The sequence below is a fragment of the Falsiroseomonas sp. genome, from assembly GCF_051860665.1.
Classification (GTDB): Bacteria; Pseudomonadota; Alphaproteobacteria; order Acetobacterales; family Acetobacteraceae; genus Falsiroseomonas.
The window spans coordinates 1-18,935 of the sequence record NZ_JBHYDM010000018.1 but is presented as its reverse complement, the minus strand read 5'-3'; the positions used below and the strand labels follow the sequence as shown (position 1 = coordinate 18,935).

The 18,935-nt window shown below is 72.5% G+C and carries 19 protein-coding genes; 2 read left to right on the top strand and 17 right to left on the bottom strand.

Features of this window, described 5'->3' with window-relative positions; genetic code table 11:
• Nucleotides 1-8 precede the first annotated feature (8 nt).
• From ACTIF1_RS17380 to ACTIF1_RS17335, 10 genes are all read right to left on the bottom strand, one after another.
• Nucleotides 9-785: a DJ-1/PfpI family protein gene (locus ACTIF1_RS17380; RefSeq protein WP_439597712.1), complete on the bottom strand. Its 777-nt coding sequence runs from the start codon at nucleotides 783-785 to the stop codon at nucleotides 9-11.
• Between the two features lie 313 nt (nucleotides 786-1,098).
• Nucleotides 1,099-1,548 carry a hypothetical protein gene (locus ACTIF1_RS17375; protein ID WP_439597711.1) on the bottom strand — a complete coding sequence of 150 codons (450 nt, stop codon included), beginning with the start codon at nucleotides 1,546-1,548 and terminating at the stop codon, nucleotides 1,099-1,101.
• 66 nt (nucleotides 1,549-1,614) lie between these two features.
• Nucleotides 1,615-2,001, bottom strand: a complete 387-nt coding sequence (locus ACTIF1_RS17370; protein ID WP_439597710.1) for a DUF2946 family protein — start codon at nucleotides 1,999-2,001, stop codon at nucleotides 1,615-1,617.
• A 73-nt stretch (nucleotides 2,002-2,074) separates the two neighbouring features.
• Nucleotides 2,075-2,890 carry a class I SAM-dependent methyltransferase gene (locus tag ACTIF1_RS17365; RefSeq protein WP_439597709.1) on the bottom strand — a complete coding sequence of 272 codons (816 nt, stop codon included), beginning with the start codon at nucleotides 2,888-2,890 and terminating at the stop codon, nucleotides 2,075-2,077.
• A 12-nt stretch (nucleotides 2,891-2,902) separates the two neighbouring features.
• Nucleotides 2,903-4,693 (bottom strand): non-ribosomal peptide synthetase, encoded by a 1,791-nt coding sequence (locus ACTIF1_RS17360; protein WP_439597708.1) that lies wholly within the window; start codon nucleotides 4,691-4,693, stop codon nucleotides 2,903-2,905.
• Nucleotides 4,690-5,631, bottom strand: coding sequence for an ABC transporter substrate-binding protein (locus ACTIF1_RS17355; protein ID WP_439597707.1), 942 nt, complete (start codon nucleotides 5,629-5,631; stop codon nucleotides 4,690-4,692). The genes ACTIF1_RS17360 and ACTIF1_RS17355 overlap by 4 nt, the downstream gene beginning before the upstream one ends.
• A gap of 63 nt (nucleotides 5,632-5,694) precedes the next feature.
• Entirely contained in the window at nucleotides 5,695-6,396 is a 702-nt protein-coding gene (locus ACTIF1_RS17350) for an ABC transporter permease (RefSeq protein ID WP_439597706.1), read from the bottom strand.
• Nucleotides 6,396-7,163, bottom strand: a complete 768-nt coding sequence (locus ACTIF1_RS17345; RefSeq protein WP_439597705.1) for an ABC transporter ATP-binding protein — start codon at nucleotides 7,161-7,163, stop codon at nucleotides 6,396-6,398. Before ACTIF1_RS17345 ends, ACTIF1_RS17350 begins: the two co-directional genes overlap by 1 nt.
• Entirely contained in the window at nucleotides 7,160-8,575 is a 1,416-nt protein-coding gene (locus tag ACTIF1_RS17340; RefSeq protein WP_439597704.1) for a hypothetical protein, read from the bottom strand. Before ACTIF1_RS17340 ends, ACTIF1_RS17345 begins: the two co-directional genes overlap by 4 nt.
• Nucleotides 8,576-8,724: 149 nt before the next feature.
• Nucleotides 8,725-10,020 (bottom strand): hypothetical protein, encoded by a 1,296-nt coding sequence (locus ACTIF1_RS17335; RefSeq protein ID WP_439597703.1) that lies wholly within the window; start codon nucleotides 10,018-10,020, stop codon nucleotides 8,725-8,727.
• A 112-nt stretch (nucleotides 10,021-10,132) separates the two neighbouring features.
• On the opposite strand from ACTIF1_RS17335, the gene ACTIF1_RS17330 reads away from it, so the two are divergent.
• Nucleotides 10,133-10,741 (top strand): sulfotransferase family 2 domain-containing protein, encoded by a 609-nt coding sequence (locus tag ACTIF1_RS17330; protein WP_439597702.1) that lies wholly within the window; start codon nucleotides 10,133-10,135, stop codon nucleotides 10,739-10,741.
• 63 nt (nucleotides 10,742-10,804) lie between these two features.
• Here ACTIF1_RS17330 and ACTIF1_RS17325 read toward each other — a convergent pair whose 3' ends face one another.
• From ACTIF1_RS17325 to ACTIF1_RS17295, 7 genes are read right to left on the bottom strand one after another with little or no spacing between them, the layout of a single operon-like run.
• The gene (locus ACTIF1_RS17325; RefSeq protein WP_439597701.1) at nucleotides 10,805-11,785 is read right to left on the bottom strand and encodes a Bug family tripartite tricarboxylate transporter substrate binding protein; all 981 of its coding nucleotides are present in this window, start codon (nucleotides 11,783-11,785) and stop codon (nucleotides 10,805-10,807) included.
• Nucleotides 11,786-11,837: 52 nt separating this feature from the next.
• A complete protein-coding gene (locus tag ACTIF1_RS17320) occupies nucleotides 11,838-12,728 on the bottom strand; it encodes a dihydrodipicolinate synthase family protein (RefSeq protein WP_439597700.1) in 891 nt (296 codons plus the stop codon).
• Nucleotides 12,725-13,906: a sialidase family protein gene (locus ACTIF1_RS17315; RefSeq protein WP_439597699.1), complete on the bottom strand. Its 1,182-nt coding sequence runs from the start codon at nucleotides 13,904-13,906 to the stop codon at nucleotides 12,725-12,727. Before ACTIF1_RS17315 ends, ACTIF1_RS17320 begins: the two co-directional genes overlap by 4 nt.
• Nucleotides 13,907-13,917: 11 nt before the next feature.
• Complete coding sequence (locus ACTIF1_RS17310; protein WP_439597698.1) at nucleotides 13,918-15,039, bottom strand: iron-containing alcohol dehydrogenase; 1,122 nt, start codon at nucleotides 15,037-15,039, stop codon at nucleotides 13,918-13,920.
• Nucleotides 15,040-15,049: 10 nt separating this feature from the next.
• Nucleotides 15,050-16,081 carry a 4-hydroxythreonine-4-phosphate dehydrogenase PdxA gene (pdxA, locus tag ACTIF1_RS17305; RefSeq protein WP_439597697.1) on the bottom strand — a complete coding sequence of 344 codons (1,032 nt, stop codon included), beginning with the start codon at nucleotides 16,079-16,081 and terminating at the stop codon, nucleotides 15,050-15,052.
• Nucleotides 16,078-17,190, bottom strand: coding sequence for a four-carbon acid sugar kinase family protein (locus tag ACTIF1_RS17300; RefSeq protein ID WP_439597696.1), 1,113 nt, complete (start codon nucleotides 17,188-17,190; stop codon nucleotides 16,078-16,080). The genes pdxA and ACTIF1_RS17300 overlap by 4 nt, the downstream gene beginning before the upstream one ends.
• Entirely contained in the window at nucleotides 17,187-18,014 is an 828-nt protein-coding gene (locus ACTIF1_RS17295; RefSeq protein WP_439597695.1) for an IclR family transcriptional regulator, read from the bottom strand. Before ACTIF1_RS17295 ends, ACTIF1_RS17300 begins: the two co-directional genes overlap by 4 nt.
• 122 nt (nucleotides 18,015-18,136) lie before the next feature.
• Between ACTIF1_RS17295 and ACTIF1_RS17290 the strand changes: the two genes are divergently transcribed.
• Entirely contained in the window at nucleotides 18,137-18,826 is a 690-nt protein-coding gene (locus ACTIF1_RS17290; RefSeq protein ID WP_439597694.1) for an SDR family NAD(P)-dependent oxidoreductase, read from the top strand.
• Nucleotides 18,827-18,935 lie beyond the last annotated feature (109 nt).

Genomic DNA, 18,935 nt, shown 5'->3' with positions numbered 1-18,935 from the left:
TCCTCGATTCAGGTTCCAAGCCGGCGCTGGGCACGCAGCGCGGCAGCCCGCGCGCTGGCCAAGGCGGGCGCGCGGCGGGCCAGCACATCCGGCACCGCCGCGGGCGATGCCTCCGGCGATCCGGGCCCGAAGGGCGGGTCCGGGGCATATTCGAGAACCAGGCCGATGCGGCGGGCCAAGGCCTCGCCGCCGATCTCGGCGGCCAGGCGCAGGCCGAAATCGACCCCCGCCGTGGCGCCGCCGCCGGTCATCCGGTTGCGATCCACCACCACGCGATCCGTGGCCATGGTGGCGCCCAGCAGCGGCAGCAGGTCGCGCACATACCAATGCGAGGTGGCGCGATGGCCGCGCAGCAGCCCGGCGGCGCCCAGCACCAGCGACCCGGTGCAGACACTGGTCACCCAGCGCGCCGACGCCCCCTGCGCCGCGAGGAAGCCCAACACGTCAGGATCATCCATCAGCGCGACGCTGCCGCCGAGGCCGCCCGGCAGGAACAGGATCGGCGCGCCGGGCGTGAGGTCAGCGAACCGGCTGTTCGGCGTGACCGGCAGGCCGATATCGGTCGCGACCGGCGACAGATCCTTCCAGGCCAGCCGCAACGTCGCGCCCATCAGGTTGAAGACGGTCATCGGCGCGACGAGGTCGAGCAGGATCATGCCGGGATGCACCAGCAGGACCACCTCCGGCCCATCGCGCGGGATGGGCTGCGCGCTGGCCGTGCTTCCGGCGGCCAGCGCCGCGAAGGCCGCGAGGCTGGCGCGGCGGGGGAGTTGCGCGGTGCTCATGGCTGGGGACTCACCAGGATGCGCAGCACGGCATGCGCATTGCCGTTGATCGCCAGGCGGCAGCGGCCTGCCTCCGCCTATCCACGCGATCGACGCTGGAGAGCCAGTTCACCGGCGCCTCCGGCGCCGTGCCGGTGACGGCGATCTCTCCCAGCGAGAAGGGTTCCGGGACCGCGCCCTGCGCGGGCAGTTCGACTGACAGCAGGCAGGGCGCGGCACCCGCCAGAAGGCGGGCGCGCGGGGTTGGGCTTGGCATATTGTCTCTCCGATGCGTCGTGACGAAAGGCATCCGGCCTGTGGCCGCAGGGCGTCGTCAGGCGGTCGGAGGGGCGCGGGGTTGCTGCGGCGGGGCGCGCGGCGGAAAGGGTGGGAGGCCCGCCGGGCGCGGCGGCTCGGGCAGGACGGCGAAGCTGAGGCGATTCGCGGGCGCGGTCGGCGGCTGCGGCAGGATCGCCAGCGGGCCGAGGCCCAGGGCGCAGCACTCCATCGGCTCGGCCAGGTCGATCGGCTGGCCCTCCGCATCCAGAAGCAGGATGCGGATCCCCTCATGCGTGCAGATCTCGACGAGCTGGCTATCAGCCAGCCGCGCCATGCCGCGCGCATGCGCCGTGGCCGTCGCCACCCATTGGCCCAGCAACAGGCAGGCCAGCAGAGCGGCGAGAAGGTCCCGGCCACGCCAGCGGCGCAGCGCCGCCGCAGGCCGGGGCTTCCCGCCCCTGGCCGGCCGGGCGGCCATGCCGCCGCGGCCATCTGCTTCCACCATCCCGAAGATCCCCGAGCTGCAACACCAGCGCCCCGGACCGCAGGCGGCCGGGGCGCAGACAAGGCGTCAGAGCTGGATCGGGGGACCGGTGGGGCGGTAGGGCGGCGCGCGCGCGCCGGGCGGCAGCGCCAGGCTGCGCGCAAGGTCCGGCGCCTCCGCATGCGCCAGCCGCGGCGCAGGGATCTCGACAGGCGGCGGCAGGTCCGCGCCCGGCAGCAGATGGCAGGCCAGGCAGACATCCGCCGCGGCCTGCGGCCGCTTGTCCGCCCCATCCTGGTCGGTGTCGGACATGTCCATAGTGACCAGGCCATCGCTGGTGCAGATCACCAGCTGCAGCGCCCCGGGCTGGTCCGGCACCGCCAGCCGCGCGCAATGGGCCATGGCAAGGCCGCTCTGCAGGCAGAAGGCCAGTGCGATGATCAGCCGAAGCGCGCGGGCGGCCAGGGGGAACATGGGGACTTCTTGCCTCGCCCGGTCCCCGATCGCAACGGGTCCGTGATCGCCCAGATGCCGCCCTGTCGGAGGGTCAGGGGCTCCCCGGCAGCGCCTCCGCGCCGCGGTCCTTCCGCCCCCAGACCTGCACCACGGCGTAGAGCGTCGCCGTGGTGCCCGGATCGGCCAGATGCGCCCGGCAGGCGGCGAGGACCTCGTCCAGGGCGGCGCCGCAGGTCAGGCCGGCCCGCAGAAGCGGGCCGCGCAGGGAATCCACCGTATCCGGCAGCCAGTCGGCCTGCGGATCGCCCGCCTGGCAGGCCACCAGGAAGGGGCGGTAGCGCAATTCCCGCAGCCCCGCCTGCCGCAGCAGCCCGAACAGCCGCCGCGCGACACCCCGGCCGGTCCCGCTCTGCTCCAGCCCGGCGCCAAGCAGCGCCTTCAGCCGCGCGAAGGCGGGATGCGGCGGGAAGCAGGCCATGCAAGACAGGTCCTGCTCCTGCAGCGCCACCATCCCGCCGGGCCGGGTCAGCCGGATCGCCTCGGCCAGCAGCGCCTCGAACTGCGCCCCGCCGGCAAACAGGAAGCGGCCATGCACCAGGTCGAAGCCGCCATCGGGCAGGCCGGTCCGGCAGGCATCTCCTTCCAGGTAATCCACCGCCCCGGCGGCGCAGACGCGGGCGCAGTCGAGGAAGCGGCGCTCCAGGTCCAGGCCCACCACCTGGCCCGTGGCGCCGGCCCGCGCCGCCATCAGCCGCGTCACGTCACCCAGGCCACAGGCCAGGTCGAGGCAGCGCCAGCCGGGCCCGAGCCCGATGGCGGAGAGCAGGGTCTCGGTCTCCGGCGCCAGCCAGGCGCCCTGCGCCGCCAGCCGGGCCATCTCGCCCGCGCGGGGCTCCAGGGGATACATTGCGGGCGGTCCCTAGGCTGTCTGGGCCGCCTGGTCAGCATGGCGATCCACCGCCGCGGCCATATCGGCCAGGCGGGGATGCTCCAGCAGATCGGCATCGGTGATGAAGACCGAACGCTGCTCATAGAGGCCGGCGGCCACCTGCAGCATGTCGAGCGAATCGCCGCCGAGCTCGAAGAAATCATCCTCGCGCCCGATCTCATCCACCTCGAAGAGGGTGGCCCAGAGGCCGGCCAGCAGCCGCTCCGTCGCGCCCCGCGGCGGCACCGCCGGCGGCATGCCCTGCGGCCGCGCGCCGCGCAGCGGCGGCAGGCGGCCGCGCGCGATCTTGCCGCCGGCCGAACGCGGCAGGGCCGCGAAGACGCCAACCCGCCAGGGCACCATATAATCCGGCAGAACCGAGGCCAGGCGCTGCCGCAGGCCGGGCGCGCTGATCGTGGCGCCCGGCACCGGCTGCACCCAGGCGGCCAGACGCAGGTCACCGCCCGCCATCCGCACCGCCTGCACCACGCCCTCCGCCACGCCCTCCTGCCGGCAGAGCACCGCCTCGACCGCGGCCAGTTCCACGCGATAGCCGCGGATCTTCACCATGTGGTCGGCCCGGCCGAGATGCTCCAGCAGCCCATCCGGGTGCAGCCGGCCGAGATCGCCGGTGAAAAGCCGCCGCCCGCCGGGGCGCTGCGGATCCGGGCGGAAGCGTTCCGCCGTCAGCTCCGGCCGCTGCCAATAGCCGAGGGCCAGGTAGTCGCCGGAGACGACGATCTCCCCCACCTCCCCGGGCGGCACCGGCATGCCCTGCTCGTCCAGCACGGCCACGCCGCGCTCTTCCACCGCAAAACCCACCGGCACCACCTCCCGCCCCTGGCAGGCGGCGGGGTCGACCACCCATTCGGCGATCATGCCGGCCTCGCTGCTGGCCAGCCGGTTCACCACCGGGCAGTCCCAGCCCAGCCGCTCGCGCAGCGCGGTCACATCCTCCGGCCGCAGCACCTCGCCACCGACGATGATGCGGCGCGGCTGCCATGCCTGCCGCTCCGGCAGCCGCGCCTCCACCAGGTCGCGCAGCACGGGTGGCGTCACCGGCAGCACCGTGATCCGCCGTGCCGCCGCCCAGCGGCCCAGCGCCAGCAGGCCGTGGCGGCGGCTGTCGAAGACCTCCACCGTGGCGCCGGCCAGCAGGCCGCCGAGGATGGCCGGAATGGCGCCCGCATAGGCGAAGGAGGAGAGATGCGCGATCCGGTCGCCCGGCGCATAGCCATGGTGGCGGGTCTGCAGCCCGGCGTGCCAGCACAGCGAGCGCTGGGGGCGGACCACGCCCTTGGCCGGGCCGGTGCTGGCGGAGGTGAGGTAGATGATGGCCGGGTCCTCCGGCCGCGGCGTGCGGGCGATGCCGCCGGGCGCATCGGCAGGCACCCCCACCTGCACGGGGGTGCTGCCGGCATGGTCGCGGCACCAGGCCTCCTGCGCCGGCGCGGTGACGATGCGCGCCACCTGGGCGAGCAGGCCGATGACATCCTCCGGCGGCGCCGCCGGGTCGATCGGCATGGCTGGCACGCCCGCCTTCAGCGCGCCGAGCAGGGCGATGATCGCCTCCATGCCGATGCCGAAGACCAGCGCCACCACGCTGCCCTGCGGCAGGTCGCGCAGCGCCGCCGCCGCGCGGTCGCTCTCGGCGTCCAGCGCCGCATAGGTCAGGCTGCGCCCCTCCTCCACCAGCGCCTCGGCGGCCGGCAGGGCGGCGACGATGCGGCGCAGGCGGGCGGGGATGGTGCCGTCGAACTCGGCGCGCTCGAAGGGGATCATGGCGCGATCTCCGCCGCCAGTTCGCCCGGCGCCAGCACGCGGTCGATCAATTGCCGCTGCCGCAGCCAGTGCTGATAGGCCATCAGGCTCTCCAGATTCAGCGCCGCATCGGCCGGCATGCTCGGCCAGCAGGCCCGCGCCAGAAGCTCGGGCGCCAGCCGCGTGGCGCGCGCCAGGATTTCGAGGTTGCGCGGCGTCTTGCCCTCATTGTAGCGGGCGAGCGCGGCGCGCCAGGCACGCAGGAAGCGGCGGCCAAGCGCCTGGCCGTCGGCCAGCATGCGTTCGGAGAACATCAGCGCCGTGAACTGCCCGCCCGGCAGCAATTGCTCCGCCCCCACGGCGACGCGGCCGATGCCGGCCTGGTCCAGCCGCGCCACCCAGGGCTCGGAGAGGAAGGCGAGATCGAGCGCGCCGGAGGCCAGCGCCGCCTGCTGCGCCGCCACCGGCATTTCGCGGAAGCTGACCTGCAGCCGCTCCGCCCCCGGGCGCTGCCGCAGCAGGTCCACCAGGAAGCCCTCGAAGGCATTCGGCTCCGCGCTGATGCGCAGCGATCGCGGCTGGCCGGACGTCAGCTCCGCCAGGGTCAGCCCGGTGCCGTAGAAGGCGGCATAGGAGCATTCGGCCGGCGCCAGCATCACGCCGGAGGCCACCAGCCGGGCGCGGCCGCCGCGCGCCATCGCGTTGAACAGCGCCGGTGCCGCCTGCGGGATGCCGGCATCGAGGTCGCCGGTCATCAGCCCGGGCAGGGCGAGGTGGGAGGAGGAAAGCGCCACCGGCTCGACGGTGATCCCCTCCCGCGCAAAGAGCCCTTCCTCCAGCGCGATGAAGATCGGCGCCTGGGAGAGGAAGGGGAGCACCACCAGCTTCACGCGCTCCGCCTTTGCTGCCATCGGCAGCGCCACCATCAGGCAGAGGGCGAGGCCCAGCGCCCGCGCCATCCTGGCCGCGCCGCGGGTTCCTCCTGGCCCTGTCCGCATCGATCCTATTCCTTCCTGCACGTTTCAGCGGCCGAGGCAGCGATTGAAGAGAATGCCGAGCACGGCGACGACCAGCAGCGTGCCGTAGAGCTGTTCCACCCGCATGGTCTGCCAGGACTGCCAGACCGCGGCGCCGAGCCCATCGCTGCCGCTCAGCATCTCCACCGAGATCAGCACCACGATGGCGGCATTGAGCGACAGGCGGAGCCCGGCGCGCAGCATCGGCCAGGACCCCGGCAGCACCAGCCGGCTCAGCAGCATCCAGCGCCCGGCGCCGTAGTTGCGCGCCACATCCCAGAGCAGCGGATCGATCGACCGCACGGCGACGGCGCCGGCGATGGCCGCCGGGAAGAAGGCGACCAGCGCCACCGGGACCACGCGCGCCTTCTCGCCGAAGCCGAAGAGCACCAGGAACAGCGGCAGCAGCGCCACCTTCGGCATGGGGTGCAGCGCGGCAATGACCGGGTCCAGCGCCCGGTGCAGGCGCGGCAGCAGGCCCATGCCGAGCCCGGCCAGCGTGCCGAACCCGGCGCCGAGGCCGACGCCGATGGCCAGCCGCTGCCCGCTCGCCAGCAGGCTCTCGGCCATCTCGCCGCTGCGCAGGCTGGCCAGCAGCCAGTCGAGGATGGTGGTCGGGGCGGGGAAGAGCAGCGGCGCCACCCACTCCGCCCGCACGGCACCTTCCCAGGCCGCGGCAAGGCCGAGCAGGGCGAGCAGATGCGCCATCAGGCGGCATGGGTCGCGATGGCGGGCGCCAGCAGGTCCCAGATCCGCCAGCGCAGCGCCGTGACCTCAGGCGGCGGCGGGCCCAGGATGCGTCGCGGACGCGCGAAGGGCACCGTGATCTCCGCCACCACCCGGCTCGGTCGTGCCGAGAGCACCACGACGCGGTCGCAGAGCAGCAGCGCCTCCTCGATGTCGTGGGTGACGTAGACGACGCTGCGGCCCGTCCCGGACCAGAGGTCCAGCAATTCCTGCTGCAGCAGCACGCGCGTCTGCGCATCAAGCGCGCAAAAGGGCTCGTCCAGCAGCATCGCCTCGGCCTCCGCCACGAACAGCCGGGCGAGGGCGGCACGCTGGCGCATGCCGCCCGAAAGCTGGTCCGGACGCGCCGCGGCAAAGCCCTCGAGCCCCAGGCGGCGGAGCATGGCATGCGCGCGCGCCTCCCGCTCGGCGCGCGGAACCCCCTGGGCTTCCAGGCCGAAAGCAACATTGTCCAGCAGGCTGAGCCAGGGCAGCAGCCCGTGGTCCTGGAAGGCCATCAGGCGCCGGGGCGGGCGGCGGCCGGTCCAGTCGGGGAAGTCGATGTGGCCGGCGCTCGGCGCCCGCAGCCCGGCCAGCATGGCCAGCACCGAGGATTTGCCGCAGCCGCTGGGGCCGATCAGGCCGAGAAACTCGCCTGCCGCCACCTCCAGATCCAGCCCCTCCACGGCGCGCAGCGGCCCGCCCGGTCCGGGGTAGTCCAGCCGCAGGCCGCGCAGAGCGATCCTCACGCCGGCGGCGCCTCGAACAGCGCCGCGACCAGCCCGGGCACACGGCCCTGGCGCAGGAACCAGCGGATCGCGCCATGATCGGCGACGCCCGCGGCCGGCACCAGGCGCACGCCGGGCAGGCCATGCATCCGCTCCGCCTCCTGGCGATCCGTGTGATGGCCATCGCCGAAGCAGAGAATGGCGCGCGGCGGCTGCGCCACCGCGGCATAGGCCTGCGGCAGGTCGAAGACGAGGCCTGGATTGCGCTCGGCCACCGCGCGCATGGCGGGCGAAACCTCCGGGTCGTGCCGCGTCTCCGGATTCGTCATCAGGCCGAAGGCCAGCGCCGCCTCCGCCCCGAGATCGAGGGCATAGCGCAGCGCGGCATAGCCGCCGGAGGAATGGCCGAGGCAGGCCAGTCGTGTCGCGCCCAGCCCAGCCGCCTGCGCGCGCAGCAGGTCGAGCAGGCCACGATAATCCGCGATGCCGAGATCGGGGTCGCCGGCCAGGTAGAAGCTGCCACCCAGGTCGCGCAGATAGATCAGATGCACGCCACAGCCGCGAAGGGCGCGGTGCAATTCGTCGAGCAGCAGCCAGAAGCCCCGGCCGCCGCCGGCGAAGATGATGAGGGCCCGGTCGCCGCCTGCCGGGTTGCGCCAGACGAGGCTGGTGCCGGACCGCGCGGGATCCACGCCGCCGGCCGCCAGGTCCTCGATCAGGCCGCTGCGCTCCACGGTGCGGATGATCTGGGCGCAGGCACGGCCCGTCGCGCTCTCCCGGTCCAGGGCGGAAAGCGTCTCCAGCACGCGCTTGGCCTCGGACGGGGTGCCGAAGCGAAGGAGGTCCTCCACATCCCGCAGGCTCGGCGCCCGGTTGCGCCCTGTGCCGCCCGGGACGGTGCTGCGAGCGCCGGAGGCGTAGCGGTCCCACCAGGTCTCGTGATCCGGCCAGCGGTCGCGCAGCCTGGCACGCAGCGCCTTGAAGCCGGGCCCGTCATGGGCGAGCCAGGAGGCCATCATGAACTGCTCGTACCAGTCCGGCTCCGCCAAGGCCTCGAAACGGTCGAAGACCGCCTGCCAGTGGCGCTGGGCCTCCGGCCAGGCGCCGCGCCATTCGGCGAGCTTGGCCAGGCCGATCCAGCCCAGCGGCTCCTCCGGCCATTCCGCCAGGAGGCGCGTCAGTGCCTCCGCCGCATGGGGCGGGAGCAGCGCATCCTCGGCCCGTCGTGGCCGGTTGAAGGCAAGCAGGGCGCGGGCGAAGGCCAGGCTCTCCGCACGTCCGGCCAGATGCGGCCAGCGGTGCAGATCCTCGGCCTGCAGCTGCAGCGCGGACGCCTCATCGCCGCCCTCCCGCGCCTGCCGCATGCGGACCAGAAGGCCGCGGCGCTCCGCCGGCCCTTCGGCTGCCGGATGCACTGGCTCCGCCCAGGGCATGCGACAGTCCAGGCTATCCGTCGAACTCTCGCACGCCCCCTCGCCGCCGTCCCGTTGCACCGCGCCCGCATCCTGCCAGAGGGTGAATCACGCGGAGGGTGGTGACGAAAAACCATGAAGAGATGGTTAAAGGCGCGTCGATTGTTCCGTCATCCGATCTCGTAGCTGTAGCGCCAGAGATTGAAGATCTTGCGGCGGTCGTCGTCGCCGGGCCGACCGGCCTCGGCATCCGTCAGCGCCTGCGCGCCCTGCAGCCCGATTCGCATCCAGCCGCGCCGCGCGACGGCGCGGCAGCAGATCGCCTCCGCCACCTCGCGCCGCGCCTCCGACCAGCTTCGCACCGGCACGCCGTCCACCGTCACCACCAGCCGGTCGCGCAGGGCGGGATCGACCCAGCCCTTGTTGTAGAGACGCAGCGTCAGCCGTGCGCCGGGCCCCGGCACCGGCAGATAGATCAGTGCCTCCTCGCCCGCGCCCAGCCAGCGGCAGCATTCCCGGCTGCCGGCGGCGTCGCGGCCATGCAGGCCGCGGCCGATCAGGGGCATGTTCATGTCGAAGACATGCTCCGCGCCGATCCGCATCGGCAGCAGGGTGGCAAGGCGGGCGGCGAGGAACTCCGCCTCGAATTCCGCCAGCGTATAGTCGGCGGCGCGGTCCTGCCGCAGCGCCGCCACCGCGCGCTCATGCAGGAGGCGGTCGCCGGCGGTGACCTCGGCGGCGGCGGCCAGCGCCGCCTCGCCCGGGGCCTCGGGCCGCGTCCGGTTGCGCACCTCCAGCGGGTCGGGCGGGCACCAGCCCATGTCGCGCGCCAGCGCGCCGAGCAGCCGATCCACCTCCTCCAGCACGCCGATGCGGGCACGGTAGTCCTGCAATGTCTGCCAGGCCTGCGCGGCCCGTTCCTCCGGCGGCATGGCGTCGAAGGCCGCGGCCGGGAGCCTGTGCTGGGTCAGGGCGCGGCACTGATGGTCCTCGAACATGCTGCGGAAGGCCGGGCTTTCGCCACAGGCGGCCCGCAGCGCGGCGAAATCGGCGGCGCCGCGACAGGCCTCGTGCATCCGCTGCCAGTCCGCGGACTTGTGGTCGTAGTCGTGCGGCGCCAGCCGGCGATAGTCCTGGAACTGCGACAGCGCGCGCCGATCGGCCCGGCGCAGCACGGTGACGACGTGATCCTCCGCCGACAGCCAGGGGGCGATATCGAAATGGCCGTGCAGCACGTCGAACCAGGCGATGCTTTCGCGCGCGGCCGCCGCCACCGCATCGCGCAGGGCGGGGTCCTGCAGCTCGGCGAACTCGGTGCGCCGGACGCCGCGGTCGCGCAGCCGCTGCGCAAAATCCGTAGCCGGGCGCGCGCGCTCCGCATGCACCTGGGTGTCGAGCGCGGCATTCAGCGCCGTGCCGCCGCATTTCGAGATATGCAGGTGAAACAGCTTGCGTGCGGCCAGCATGGGATCCCGGTGGCGGATTTTGTTGCGATGGAAAGGCGATTGGCGTCTTTTCTTCCGGATCGGTATAGATCATCCCTCCGCCACAGCGCCAGCAAGGGGGGAACCTCGGCCCGTGATCTCGATCCGCCACGCCTTCCTGTTCATCCATCGCGGCAAGTCGGGCGGCAATTCGGTCTCGGAGGCGCTGCTCCCTTATTCCGAGGACCGCAAGAGCGTCACCGGCACGCAGGACGGCACGGAGCGCTTCGACGTGGAGAACGCCACCTTCGGCACCCACAAGCATGCCCGCCTCGCCGACTACAGGCGGGTGCTGCCGGCCGAGATCTTCGACCGCCTCTACAAGTTCTCCACCCTCCGCAATCCCTTTGAGCGGCTGGTGAGCGCCTATTTCTCGCCGCATCGCCGGGCCGACCGACAGGTGGCGGGCTTCGACCGTGCCGACTTCCTGGCGCTGATCGAAAGCCAGGCGACCTTGCGCGACTTCGTCTGCACCCGCCCGGGTGGCAGGCTGGATGACGAGCTCGACATGCTGATGCGCTTCGAGCGGCTGGAACAGGATTTCGCCGCCGTCCTGCGCGCCCTTGGCCTGCTGCCGCGGCCGCTGCCGCATCGCAACCGCGGCGAGCATGCGCCCTATCGCGCCTATTACGACGCGGAGCTCCGCCAGCTGGTGGAGGCGAGGTTCCGGGAAGAGCTGGAATGGGGCGGCTACGCCTTCTGAGGCCGGCTCTGATGACGGGAAAGCTGTTTCACCGCCCTCGCCCACGGTGAAACAGCCACGCGCTCACTCCGGCTGATAGTTGACGCTGCGCAGCAACTCGGTGGCACGGGAGATTTCCGCGCCGATGAAGCGCCGCGTCTGCTCGATGCTCTCCGTCACCGGCTCCAGCACCTGGTTCTTCAGCCGATCGACGATGGCGGGCTCACGCATCGTCTCCTGCATCAGCGCATTCACCTGCTGGCAGATCTCGGCCGGCGTGCCCTTCGGCGCCCAGACGCCGTACCAGGACTGGAACTGGTAGCCGGGCAGGCCGGCCTCCGCCATGGTCGGCACGCTGGGCGCCAGCGTCGACCGCTCCGCCGTCGCGATGCCCAGCGCGCGCACGCGGCCGTCGCCGGTCGCCGGCAGCAGCGCGAAGCTGGGGTCGATCAGCAGCTGGACATTGCCGCCCATCAGGTCGCTCAGCGCGGGCTGCGTGCCACGATAGGTCACCAGGTTGATATCGAGGCCGGTGCGCCGCAGGAATTCAATCGTCGCGAGATGCCCGGCCGAGCCGAGCGAGGAGACGGCGAAGTTCCAGTCCCGCGGGCGGTCCCTGGCCGCCGCGATCACCTCCGCCAGCGTACGCTGCGGCCGCTGCCCGGTCATCACCATGACCAGCGGCGCCTGCGCGGTGCGGGCCATCACCTCCAGGTCCCGCTCCGGGTCGAAGGTCGCGCCCTTCAGCACCAGCGGCATGACCGCGGTGTTGAAGGCGGAGGCCAGCAGGGTGAAGCCATCCGGCGCCGCCTGCAGCACGGCATTGGTGCCGACCAGGCCGGCGCCGCCGGTGCGGTTCTCGACCACGGCCGTGGCGCCGAGCTTCTCCTGCAGGCGCTGCGCCGTCAGCCGCGCCAGCGCGTCATTCGCGGCCCCCGGCGGCCAGGGACAGATCACGCGGATCGGCCGGCCGCGCGGCCAGGCTTCCTGCGCGCGCAGGGCGGGGGCGGCCAGCAGGCCGATGCCGCCTGCCGCGGCGCTGGCCAGAAGGTGACGTCTCTGCATGGTTTGCTTCCTCCAGAAAGGGCGCGCGTCGTTGCGCCGCCCGGTGATGCGGTCAGGACTCCAGCAGCGCGCTTTGCTCCGCGCTGGAAAGCGGCAGCAGGGGCGGGCGAAGCCTCTGCCAGCCTGCCTCCCCGGTGCGCTGCATCAGCAGCGCCTTCAGCGAGGCCATCTGCGCGAAGCGGGAGGCGCGGTTGCGCATGGCGACGATGCGCGCCTGCGCCGCCTCCACCTCCGCCGCGCGGCCGGCATCGGCGAAGTGGCGGAAGACGAAGGCGAGGTCCACCGCGACGAGGTTGGAGGTCGCGGTGATGCAGCCGGCCCCGCCCTTGCGCAGCAGCGGCAGCATCAGGGGATCCGCGCCCGCCAGTACGGCGAGACCCGGAAAGGCCTCCACCAGCGCCTCCATATGCGAAAGGTCGCCGGCGGAATCCTTGATGCCGGTGAAGACGCCCGGATAGGCGGTGCGCAGCCGCGCGATGACCGGGAAGGGGATCGGCACCGCCGACATCTGGGGGATGTGATACAGCACGATGCGCAGGCGCGGATCGGCAATGCGCTCGACCACCTCGGCATAGGCGGCAAAGAGGCCGTCCTCGGTCGGGGCCTTGTAGTAGAAGGGCGGCAGCATCACCACGGTGGTGACGCTGAGCGACAGCGCGTGGCGAGTCAGCGCCACCGTCTCCGTCACCGCGGCCACGCCCGTACCCGGCAGCAGCCGCGCCGGCGCGATGCCGGCGGCGACCACCGCCTCCAGCAGCGCGCGGCGCTCGTCGGAGGAGAAGGAATTCGCCTCCCCCGTCGTGCCGAGCAGTGCGATCCCGTCGCAGCCTTCCGCCAGCAGCCGCCGGCAATGCGCGACGAACAGCGCATGGTCTGGGGCGAAAGCTTCCGTGATGGGGGTCAGCGCGGCGCTGAAGACGCCGCGCGGATGCAGCGCGCTCATGCGCCGCCTCCTGCCGCCCAGTCGGGCGCGACGCGGACGTATTTGATCGCCTGGCGCCAATAGGTATAGGCGATGTGCAGCATGCCATCCGGCGTCTGCACCAGGGCGGGATAGGAGAATTCCCGGTTCAGCCGGTCCTTCGAATTATTGGTCATGCAATAGCCGTCGCCGGTTTCCAGATGGCGCCGGACCGGCCAGCTGCGGCCATGGTCGGCCGAGAGCGCCAGGGTCATCGGCGCCCGCGGCGCGCCCCAGAAGGCGCTGCGTCCGGTCGACGGCGCGACGGGCGGAAGCGCCTCCGCGTCGATATCGTCATAGAGCGAGACCCGCCGCCCGGTCGCATCCGCCGCGCTGGAATGGTTGTAGACCATCGCCAGCCGCCCATCCGAAAGCCGGGTCGCCATGATGGAGGAATTGTTGTTCGGCAGTTCCGTCGGCAGCGGCGCGGACCAGCTGCGCCCACCATCCGCGGAACGGCTGAGATGAATCGAATCCGCCCAGCGGCTGCGATAGAAGGCCACCAGCGTACCGTCGCGCAGATCGACGATGCTCATATGCACGCAGCCCGTGCTGCCGGGCACCGCATGCTCCGTCCAGCTCGCGCCGCCGTCCGAGGAGATCATCACCGAGCTGGTATCGAGGTCACCGGTCCAGGCGCCCTGCGGCGGCCTGGTGCAGCGCCAGATCGGCAGGAGCCAGTCGCCATTGTCCAGCACCACGATGGGGCTGCGGATGAAGGTGCCGAAGCCAGGCTGCTCGCCGAACAGCGTCTCGATCGGCCCCCAGCTGCGCCCACCATCGGCCGAAATGCGACGGCGGATGATGGCGGTGTCCTGGTTGCCGGAGATCTGCGCCGTCCAGAGCAGCCACAGCTTTCCATCGGGTGCGGCGAAGAGCAGCGGATTCTGCTCCGACCGCGCCGGATCGTCCGAAAGCCGCACCGCCGGCGACCAGCGATCCGCCCCGGCGTCCAGGCGCGAGAAATGCACGGAGATATCGGGCACGCCTTCCTGCGTGCCGCCGAACCAGACGCAGCCCATCGCGCCATCGGCCAGCGGCAGCAGGAAGGCCGCATGGTTCTGCACGCAGGGGGTGGGGATGAAGGCCTCGATGCGCGCCGGATCGCCAGCGGCGGGGGCCAGGATCTCGGGGCGGTCGATCACGCCGGCATCTTGCATGGGATCCCCCCTCACAGCGCGGCGCGATAGATCGCGAGGATCTGCTCGCGGCTCATCTCGCGCGGATTGTTGTCGAGCAGGCGACGGATCGCATGCGCCTCCGCGGCCATCCGCGGCAGGTCGCCCTCGGGCACGCCGAGATGCGAAAGCCGCATCTCGATGCCCAGCGCGGCGCACCAGCCATGGCTGGCGGCGAGCACGTCGGAGGCCCCGCCGCAGCCGAGCGCCTCCAGGATCAGCGCCGTCTTCTCCGGCACCGCTTCGGCATTGAAGGCCAGGGTATGCGGGAAGATCACGGCGCAGGCCAGGCCATGGGCGATATGGTGCCGGGTGCCCAGCGGATAGGCCACCGCATGCCCCGCGGTGGTGTTCACCGGGCCCAGGCAGAAGCCGCCATAGAGCGAGGCCAGCGCCAGCCCCGCCCGCGCCTCCCGGTCGCTGCCATCCGCCACGGCGCGCGGCAGGAAGCGGCCGACCAGGCGGATGCCCTCCAGCGCATAGAGGTCGATCAGCGGATGCGCCTTGCGGCTGGTGAAGGCCTCGGCGCAATGCGCCAAGGCATCCACGCCGGTCGCCGCCGTCACCGCGCGCGGCACGGTCAGCGTCAGATCGGGATCCACCACGGCGAGATCGGCGATCATGTGCCGGCTCTGCACGGCGAGCTTGTTCTGCGTCGCGGGATCGGTGACCAGCGCGCGCGAACCCGCCTCGCTGCCGGTGCCGGAGGTGGTCGCAACCTGCGCCAGCGCGACGGTCCGGCCCGCCACCTTCTCCGGCCCCACCACATCCTGCAGCGCCTGGCCGCTGCCTGGCAGCACGGCCACAAGCTTCGCGAGGTCCATGGCGCTGCCACCGCCGAACCCGACCACGAGCTGCGGCTCCACGCGCAGGGCGAGGGCCAGCGCGGCCTCCAGATTGGGGATATCCGGCTCGGGCTTCACCTCGCCGAAGACGGTGACCTCGCCGGGCAGGCCGAGCAGGTCGATGCGCGCAGCATTGAAGGCATCGGCGATCACCAGACTGCGTGCGATTCGCCGCTCCACCGCCCAGGTGCCGAGGGCGGCGACCTGGCCAGGGCCGAAGGCGATGCGCGCCGGGCGGTCGATGTCGATGGGATGCAGCAGGTCGGTCATGGGGGCCTCCTCAGGCCTTGGCGCGATGCGCGGCGAGCAGCTCGGCATATTCGATGGCCTCGATCAGGCTGCGCTCGCTGGCGATGCCCTGTCCGGCGATGTCGAAGGCGGTGCCGTGGTCGACGGAGGTGCGGATCACCGGCAAGCCCAGCGTGATGTTCACGCCGGACAGCGCATCCCACTTCCCCGTGGCGGGATCCACGTGGAAGCCCAGCAGCTTCACGGGGATATGGCCCTGGTCGTGATACATGGCGACCACCGCGTCGAACTGTCCGGCGCGCAGCTTCACGAAGACCGTGTCGCCGGGCACGGGGCCGGTGACCCGCATGCCATCCGCCACGGCCTGTGCGATGGTGGGCGCGACCACGTCGATATCCTGCCGGCCGAACAGCCCACCCTCACCCGCATGCGGGTTCAGCGCGGCGACGGCAATATGCGGCTCCGCGATGCCGAGGCCGCGCAACGCCTGCTGCGTCAGATCCAGCACCAGGCGGATGCGGGCGGGCGTGACGCGCTTCGGCACATCCTCCAGCGCGCAATGGGTGGTGACATGGCTGACGCGCATATTGCCGTGCGCCAGCAGCATCACGCTGCCCTTCACCCCCGTCAGCTCCGCCAGCATCTCGGTATGGCCGGCATAGTGGTAGCCAGCCTTGTTCAGCGCTTCCTTGTTCAGCGGCGCGGTGACGATGGCGCCGACGCGGCCGGCCTGCGCGAGGCGCACGCCATGCTCGATCGCCAGATAGGCGAAGCGGCCGCCATCGGCGCTCAGCACGCCGGGCCGGATCGGCGCGCCTTCGGGCGCGGCCTGCAGGAAGGCAAGCGCCGGCCAGTCACGGCCCTCGGCCGTAACCTCCGGCAGGTCCAGCCCCGGCGCCCAGGCATCGCGCGCGCGCAGCAGCGCGGCGCCGCTGCCGATGACGAGCAGGCGCAGCGCGCCGGCGGCGATGCGGTCCCGCAGCCCGGCGCAGGCCTTGACGATGATCTCCGGGCCGATGCCCGCCGGATCGCCCATGGTGATGGCAAGGGGAAGCGGCGTCATGCAGACAGGCTCCAGGCATTCGGGAGGTTTTCGGCCAGCAGGTCGCGCCACAGCGTGTCGCCACCGAAGGCGCCGGATTTCGAGATGACCGCGACGCCGTCCCAGGAACCGCCGCGGAGCAGGGAGCGCGGCACGCCGGGCTGCACGAGGCCGAGCGCATCCAATCCCTGCGCGCCGAGCCCATCGCAGACGGCACGCAGCGTTTCGCCGCCCGCCACGATCAGGGTGCCGGGTGGCGGCAGACGACGCGTCAGCCCCGCCATCGCCGCGGCGATGCGCCCCGCGGCTTCGGCGCGGCCGAGGCCATCGGGCAGCGCGACGCGTACCATCGCAGCGCCGGCCAGCCCCATCATCCGGGCAACCTGCGAGGCTGCCGCGTCATCCCCGGCCGCGATGGCCATGGCGCAGTCGCCACAGGCGGCCATCTGCCGCGCCGTCGCAGGCTGGTCGGAACCGAAAAGCCCCAGCACCGGGCCATGCAGCGCGCTGCTGGCCTTGGACGTCGTCGTGCCGGCGAGCGCGCGGGCAAGGCCGCCGCTGCCGCACCACAGCACCGGGCCCGATGCCACGCGGCCGCGCGCGACAACGGCGGCGAGATCGCCCTGCGTTTCCGCATCGAAGATCGAGAGTCCCGGTGCGAGCGGTGCTGCGGGATCGCCGCGCCGCGCCTGCAGCCCCTCCGCGGCAAGCATCTCCGCAAGGTCCTGGGCGAGGGGGGCGAAGCGGCCATCCGCCTGCCGCACCAGCACACGGCCCGCGCGCGTGACGCGGCCCTGCGCGGGAAAGGCCGGGGCGAGCACCACATGGTGCCAGGCCCCCATCGCCACACAGGCGGCGAGCTCCGCCGCGACCTGGCCGCGCAGCAGGCTGTCGATCTTCTTGAAGGCGATATCCGCGCCCTGCCAGGCCGGCGCCGCCGCGTGCAGCCCCGCGGCCGCGGCATCGCGCGACGCCTCCCGCGTGCCGGTATCGATCGCGAGACTGCCGGTCGCCGCACCGGCACTGCACCAGCGCACAGGCACCGGGCCACAGAGGCCCGTCAGCTCCGCCGCGGAATCCAGCGCGCCCGTCAGGTCGTCCGCGACCAGGCGCAGGATCGGCCGGGTCATCGCGCGGCGCCGCCCGGCCCGATGGTGCCGAAGGACAGCCGCAGCCCGCTGCCCAGCTCCTCGGCCAGCTTGCGGAGATGCGGCGCGGTCAGGCTGATGAAGTCGGCCAGCGGCAGGCGGTCGCTGCCGATGGTCAGGCTGACGCCCGCCGCCGGCGCGCCCCGCGCATCCAGCACCGGCGCGGCGACCGTGCGAAGCCCATAGGCGTTCTCACCGTCGGACACCGCATAGCCGCGCGCCCGCACCTCATCGAGCCGCGCCAGCAGGGCATCGAGCTCGGTCAGCGTGCGATCGGACAGCTTCACGCGGGGCACGCTTTCCAGCTGCGCGACCTGCGCCTCCCGCGGCAGCCAGGCCAGGATCGCCTGGCCGAGCGCCGTCGCATAGGCGCCGATGCGCGTGCCCGGGCGCCGCACCACGCCGTGCCGCTCCAGCCCCGCCTCGACACGCGCGAGGTAGATGACCTCCCCCTTCTCCAGCACGCCGAGGGAGCCCGCATCGGCAATCCCGGGCACCAGTTCACGCAGCAGCGGCCGCGCATGCGTGGGCAGGTCACCGGCCGAGAGGGCGGCATAGCCGAGCTCGAGGCATTTCAGCGTCAGCCGGAAGCGCCTCCCCTCCGGCACGGCACGCAGATAGCCGAGGTCGACCAGCGTATGGACGAGGCGGAAGGCGGTTCCGCGGTCGTGGCCCGTCTGCGCCGCAACCTCGGCGACGGTGAGCTCGGGGCGGTCAGGCCCGAAGGCCTTGAGGACGGCAAAGGCCTTGGCGACGGACTGGACGAGGTTCTTCGGATTCTCGACGCGTGCCTGTGGTCCGTCCATCACCGCGCCTCCCTCGCAATTTGATCGGAATGCGATCACTTGTTCGATTTCTTGCACCTTGCTATCCGTCGCGCGGTCGCGCTGTCAAGCGCATCACGACCGCCATCAGGGAGGGACGTCGCATGACGCCAGAGACCGCCGCCGGCCACGCGATCGTCACCGGCGCCAGCTCCGGGATCGGCGCCGCGATCGCCAAGCGACTGCTGCGCGAGGGCTGGCGCGTCACCGGGCTCAGCCGCAGCGATCCGGGCCTCGGGGAAGCGCGCTTCTCGCATCGCGGCGTGGATCTGCTCGACACGGGCGCCCTGCCCGGCGCCGTCGCCGGCCTGCAGCCGACCGCCTTCGTGCATGCGGCGGGATTGATGCGCGGCGGCGTGGTGGGTGCGCTGGATGCGGAAGCCGGCCGCATGCTGTGGCGCCTGCATGTGGACGCAGCCGCACGGTTGGCGGATCTGCTGGTGCCGCGCCTGCCGGATGGCGGCCGCATCGTGCTGATCGGAAGCCGCACCGCGGCCGGCGCGGCCGGGCGCAGCCAATATGCCGCGACCAAGGCGGCGCTGGTCGGCATGGCGCGGTCCTGGGCGATGGAGCTGGCACCGCGCGGCATCACCGCGAATGTCGTGGCCCCGGCGGCGACAGAAACGCCGATGCTGCGCGACCCCGCGCGCAGCGCGGTGGCACCGAAGCTGCCGCCGATCGGGCGCTATATCCAGCCGGAGGAGGTCGCCGCCCTCACCGCCTTCCTGCTGGGGCCGGAGGCGGGCGCGATCACGGGCCAGCAGATGCTGATCTGCGGCGGCAGCTCGCTGTAGCGATCGCGACGCTCAAACGAAAACGGCTTCGACCTCCGCGAGGAGGACGAAGCCGCCTGTCGTGATGGACGGGCGCCGCATCCGGCGCCCGTCCCGTCGGATCAGAGCA

Coding starts and splice junctions, on each gene's coding strand:
- ACTIF1_RS17380 (WP_439597712.1), bottom strand. CDS start 785: ATGAGCACCGCGCAACTCCCCCGCCGCGCCAGCCTCGCGGCCTTCGCG.
- ACTIF1_RS17375 (WP_439597711.1), bottom strand. CDS start 1,548: ATGGTGGAAGCAGATGGCCGCGGCGGCATGGCCGCCCGGCCGGCCAGG.
- ACTIF1_RS17370 (WP_439597710.1), bottom strand. CDS start 2,001: ATGTTCCCCCTGGCCGCCCGCGCGCTTCGGCTGATCATCGCACTGGCC.
- ACTIF1_RS17365 (WP_439597709.1), bottom strand. CDS start 2,890: ATGTATCCCCTGGAGCCCCGCGCGGGCGAGATGGCCCGGCTGGCGGCG.
- ACTIF1_RS17360 (WP_439597708.1), bottom strand. CDS start 4,693: ATGATCCCCTTCGAGCGCGCCGAGTTCGACGGCACCATCCCCGCCCGC.
- ACTIF1_RS17355 (WP_439597707.1), bottom strand. CDS start 5,631: ATGGCGCGGGCGCTGGGCCTCGCCCTCTGCCTGATGGTGGCGCTGCCG.
- ACTIF1_RS17350 (WP_439597706.1), bottom strand. CDS start 6,396: ATGGCGCATCTGCTCGCCCTGCTCGGCCTTGCCGCGGCCTGGGAAGGT.
- ACTIF1_RS17340 (WP_439597704.1), bottom strand. CDS start 8,575: ATGCCCTGGGCGGAGCCAGTGCATCCGGCAGCCGAAGGGCCGGCGGAG.
- ACTIF1_RS17335 (WP_439597703.1), bottom strand. CDS start 10,020: ATGCTGGCCGCACGCAAGCTGTTTCACCTGCATATCTCGAAATGCGGC.
- ACTIF1_RS17325 (WP_439597701.1), bottom strand. CDS start 11,785: ATGCAGAGACGTCACCTTCTGGCCAGCGCCGCGGCAGGCGGCATCGGC.
- ACTIF1_RS17320 (WP_439597700.1), bottom strand. CDS start 12,728: ATGAGCGCGCTGCATCCGCGCGGCGTCTTCAGCGCCGCGCTGACCCCC.
- ACTIF1_RS17315 (WP_439597699.1), bottom strand. CDS start 13,906: ATGCAAGATGCCGGCGTGATCGACCGCCCCGAGATCCTGGCCCCCGCC.
- ACTIF1_RS17310 (WP_439597698.1), bottom strand. CDS start 15,039: ATGACCGACCTGCTGCATCCCATCGACATCGACCGCCCGGCGCGCATC.
- pdxA (WP_439597697.1), bottom strand. CDS start 16,081: ATGACGCCGCTTCCCCTTGCCATCACCATGGGCGATCCGGCGGGCATC.
- ACTIF1_RS17300 (WP_439597696.1), bottom strand. CDS start 17,190: ATGACCCGGCCGATCCTGCGCCTGGTCGCGGACGACCTGACGGGCGCG.
- ACTIF1_RS17295 (WP_439597695.1), bottom strand. CDS start 18,014: ATGGACGGACCACAGGCACGCGTCGAGAATCCGAAGAACCTCGTCCAG.
- ACTIF1_RS17290 (WP_439597694.1), top strand. CDS start 18,137: ATGACGCCAGAGACCGCCGCCGGCCACGCGATCGTCACCGGCGCCAGC.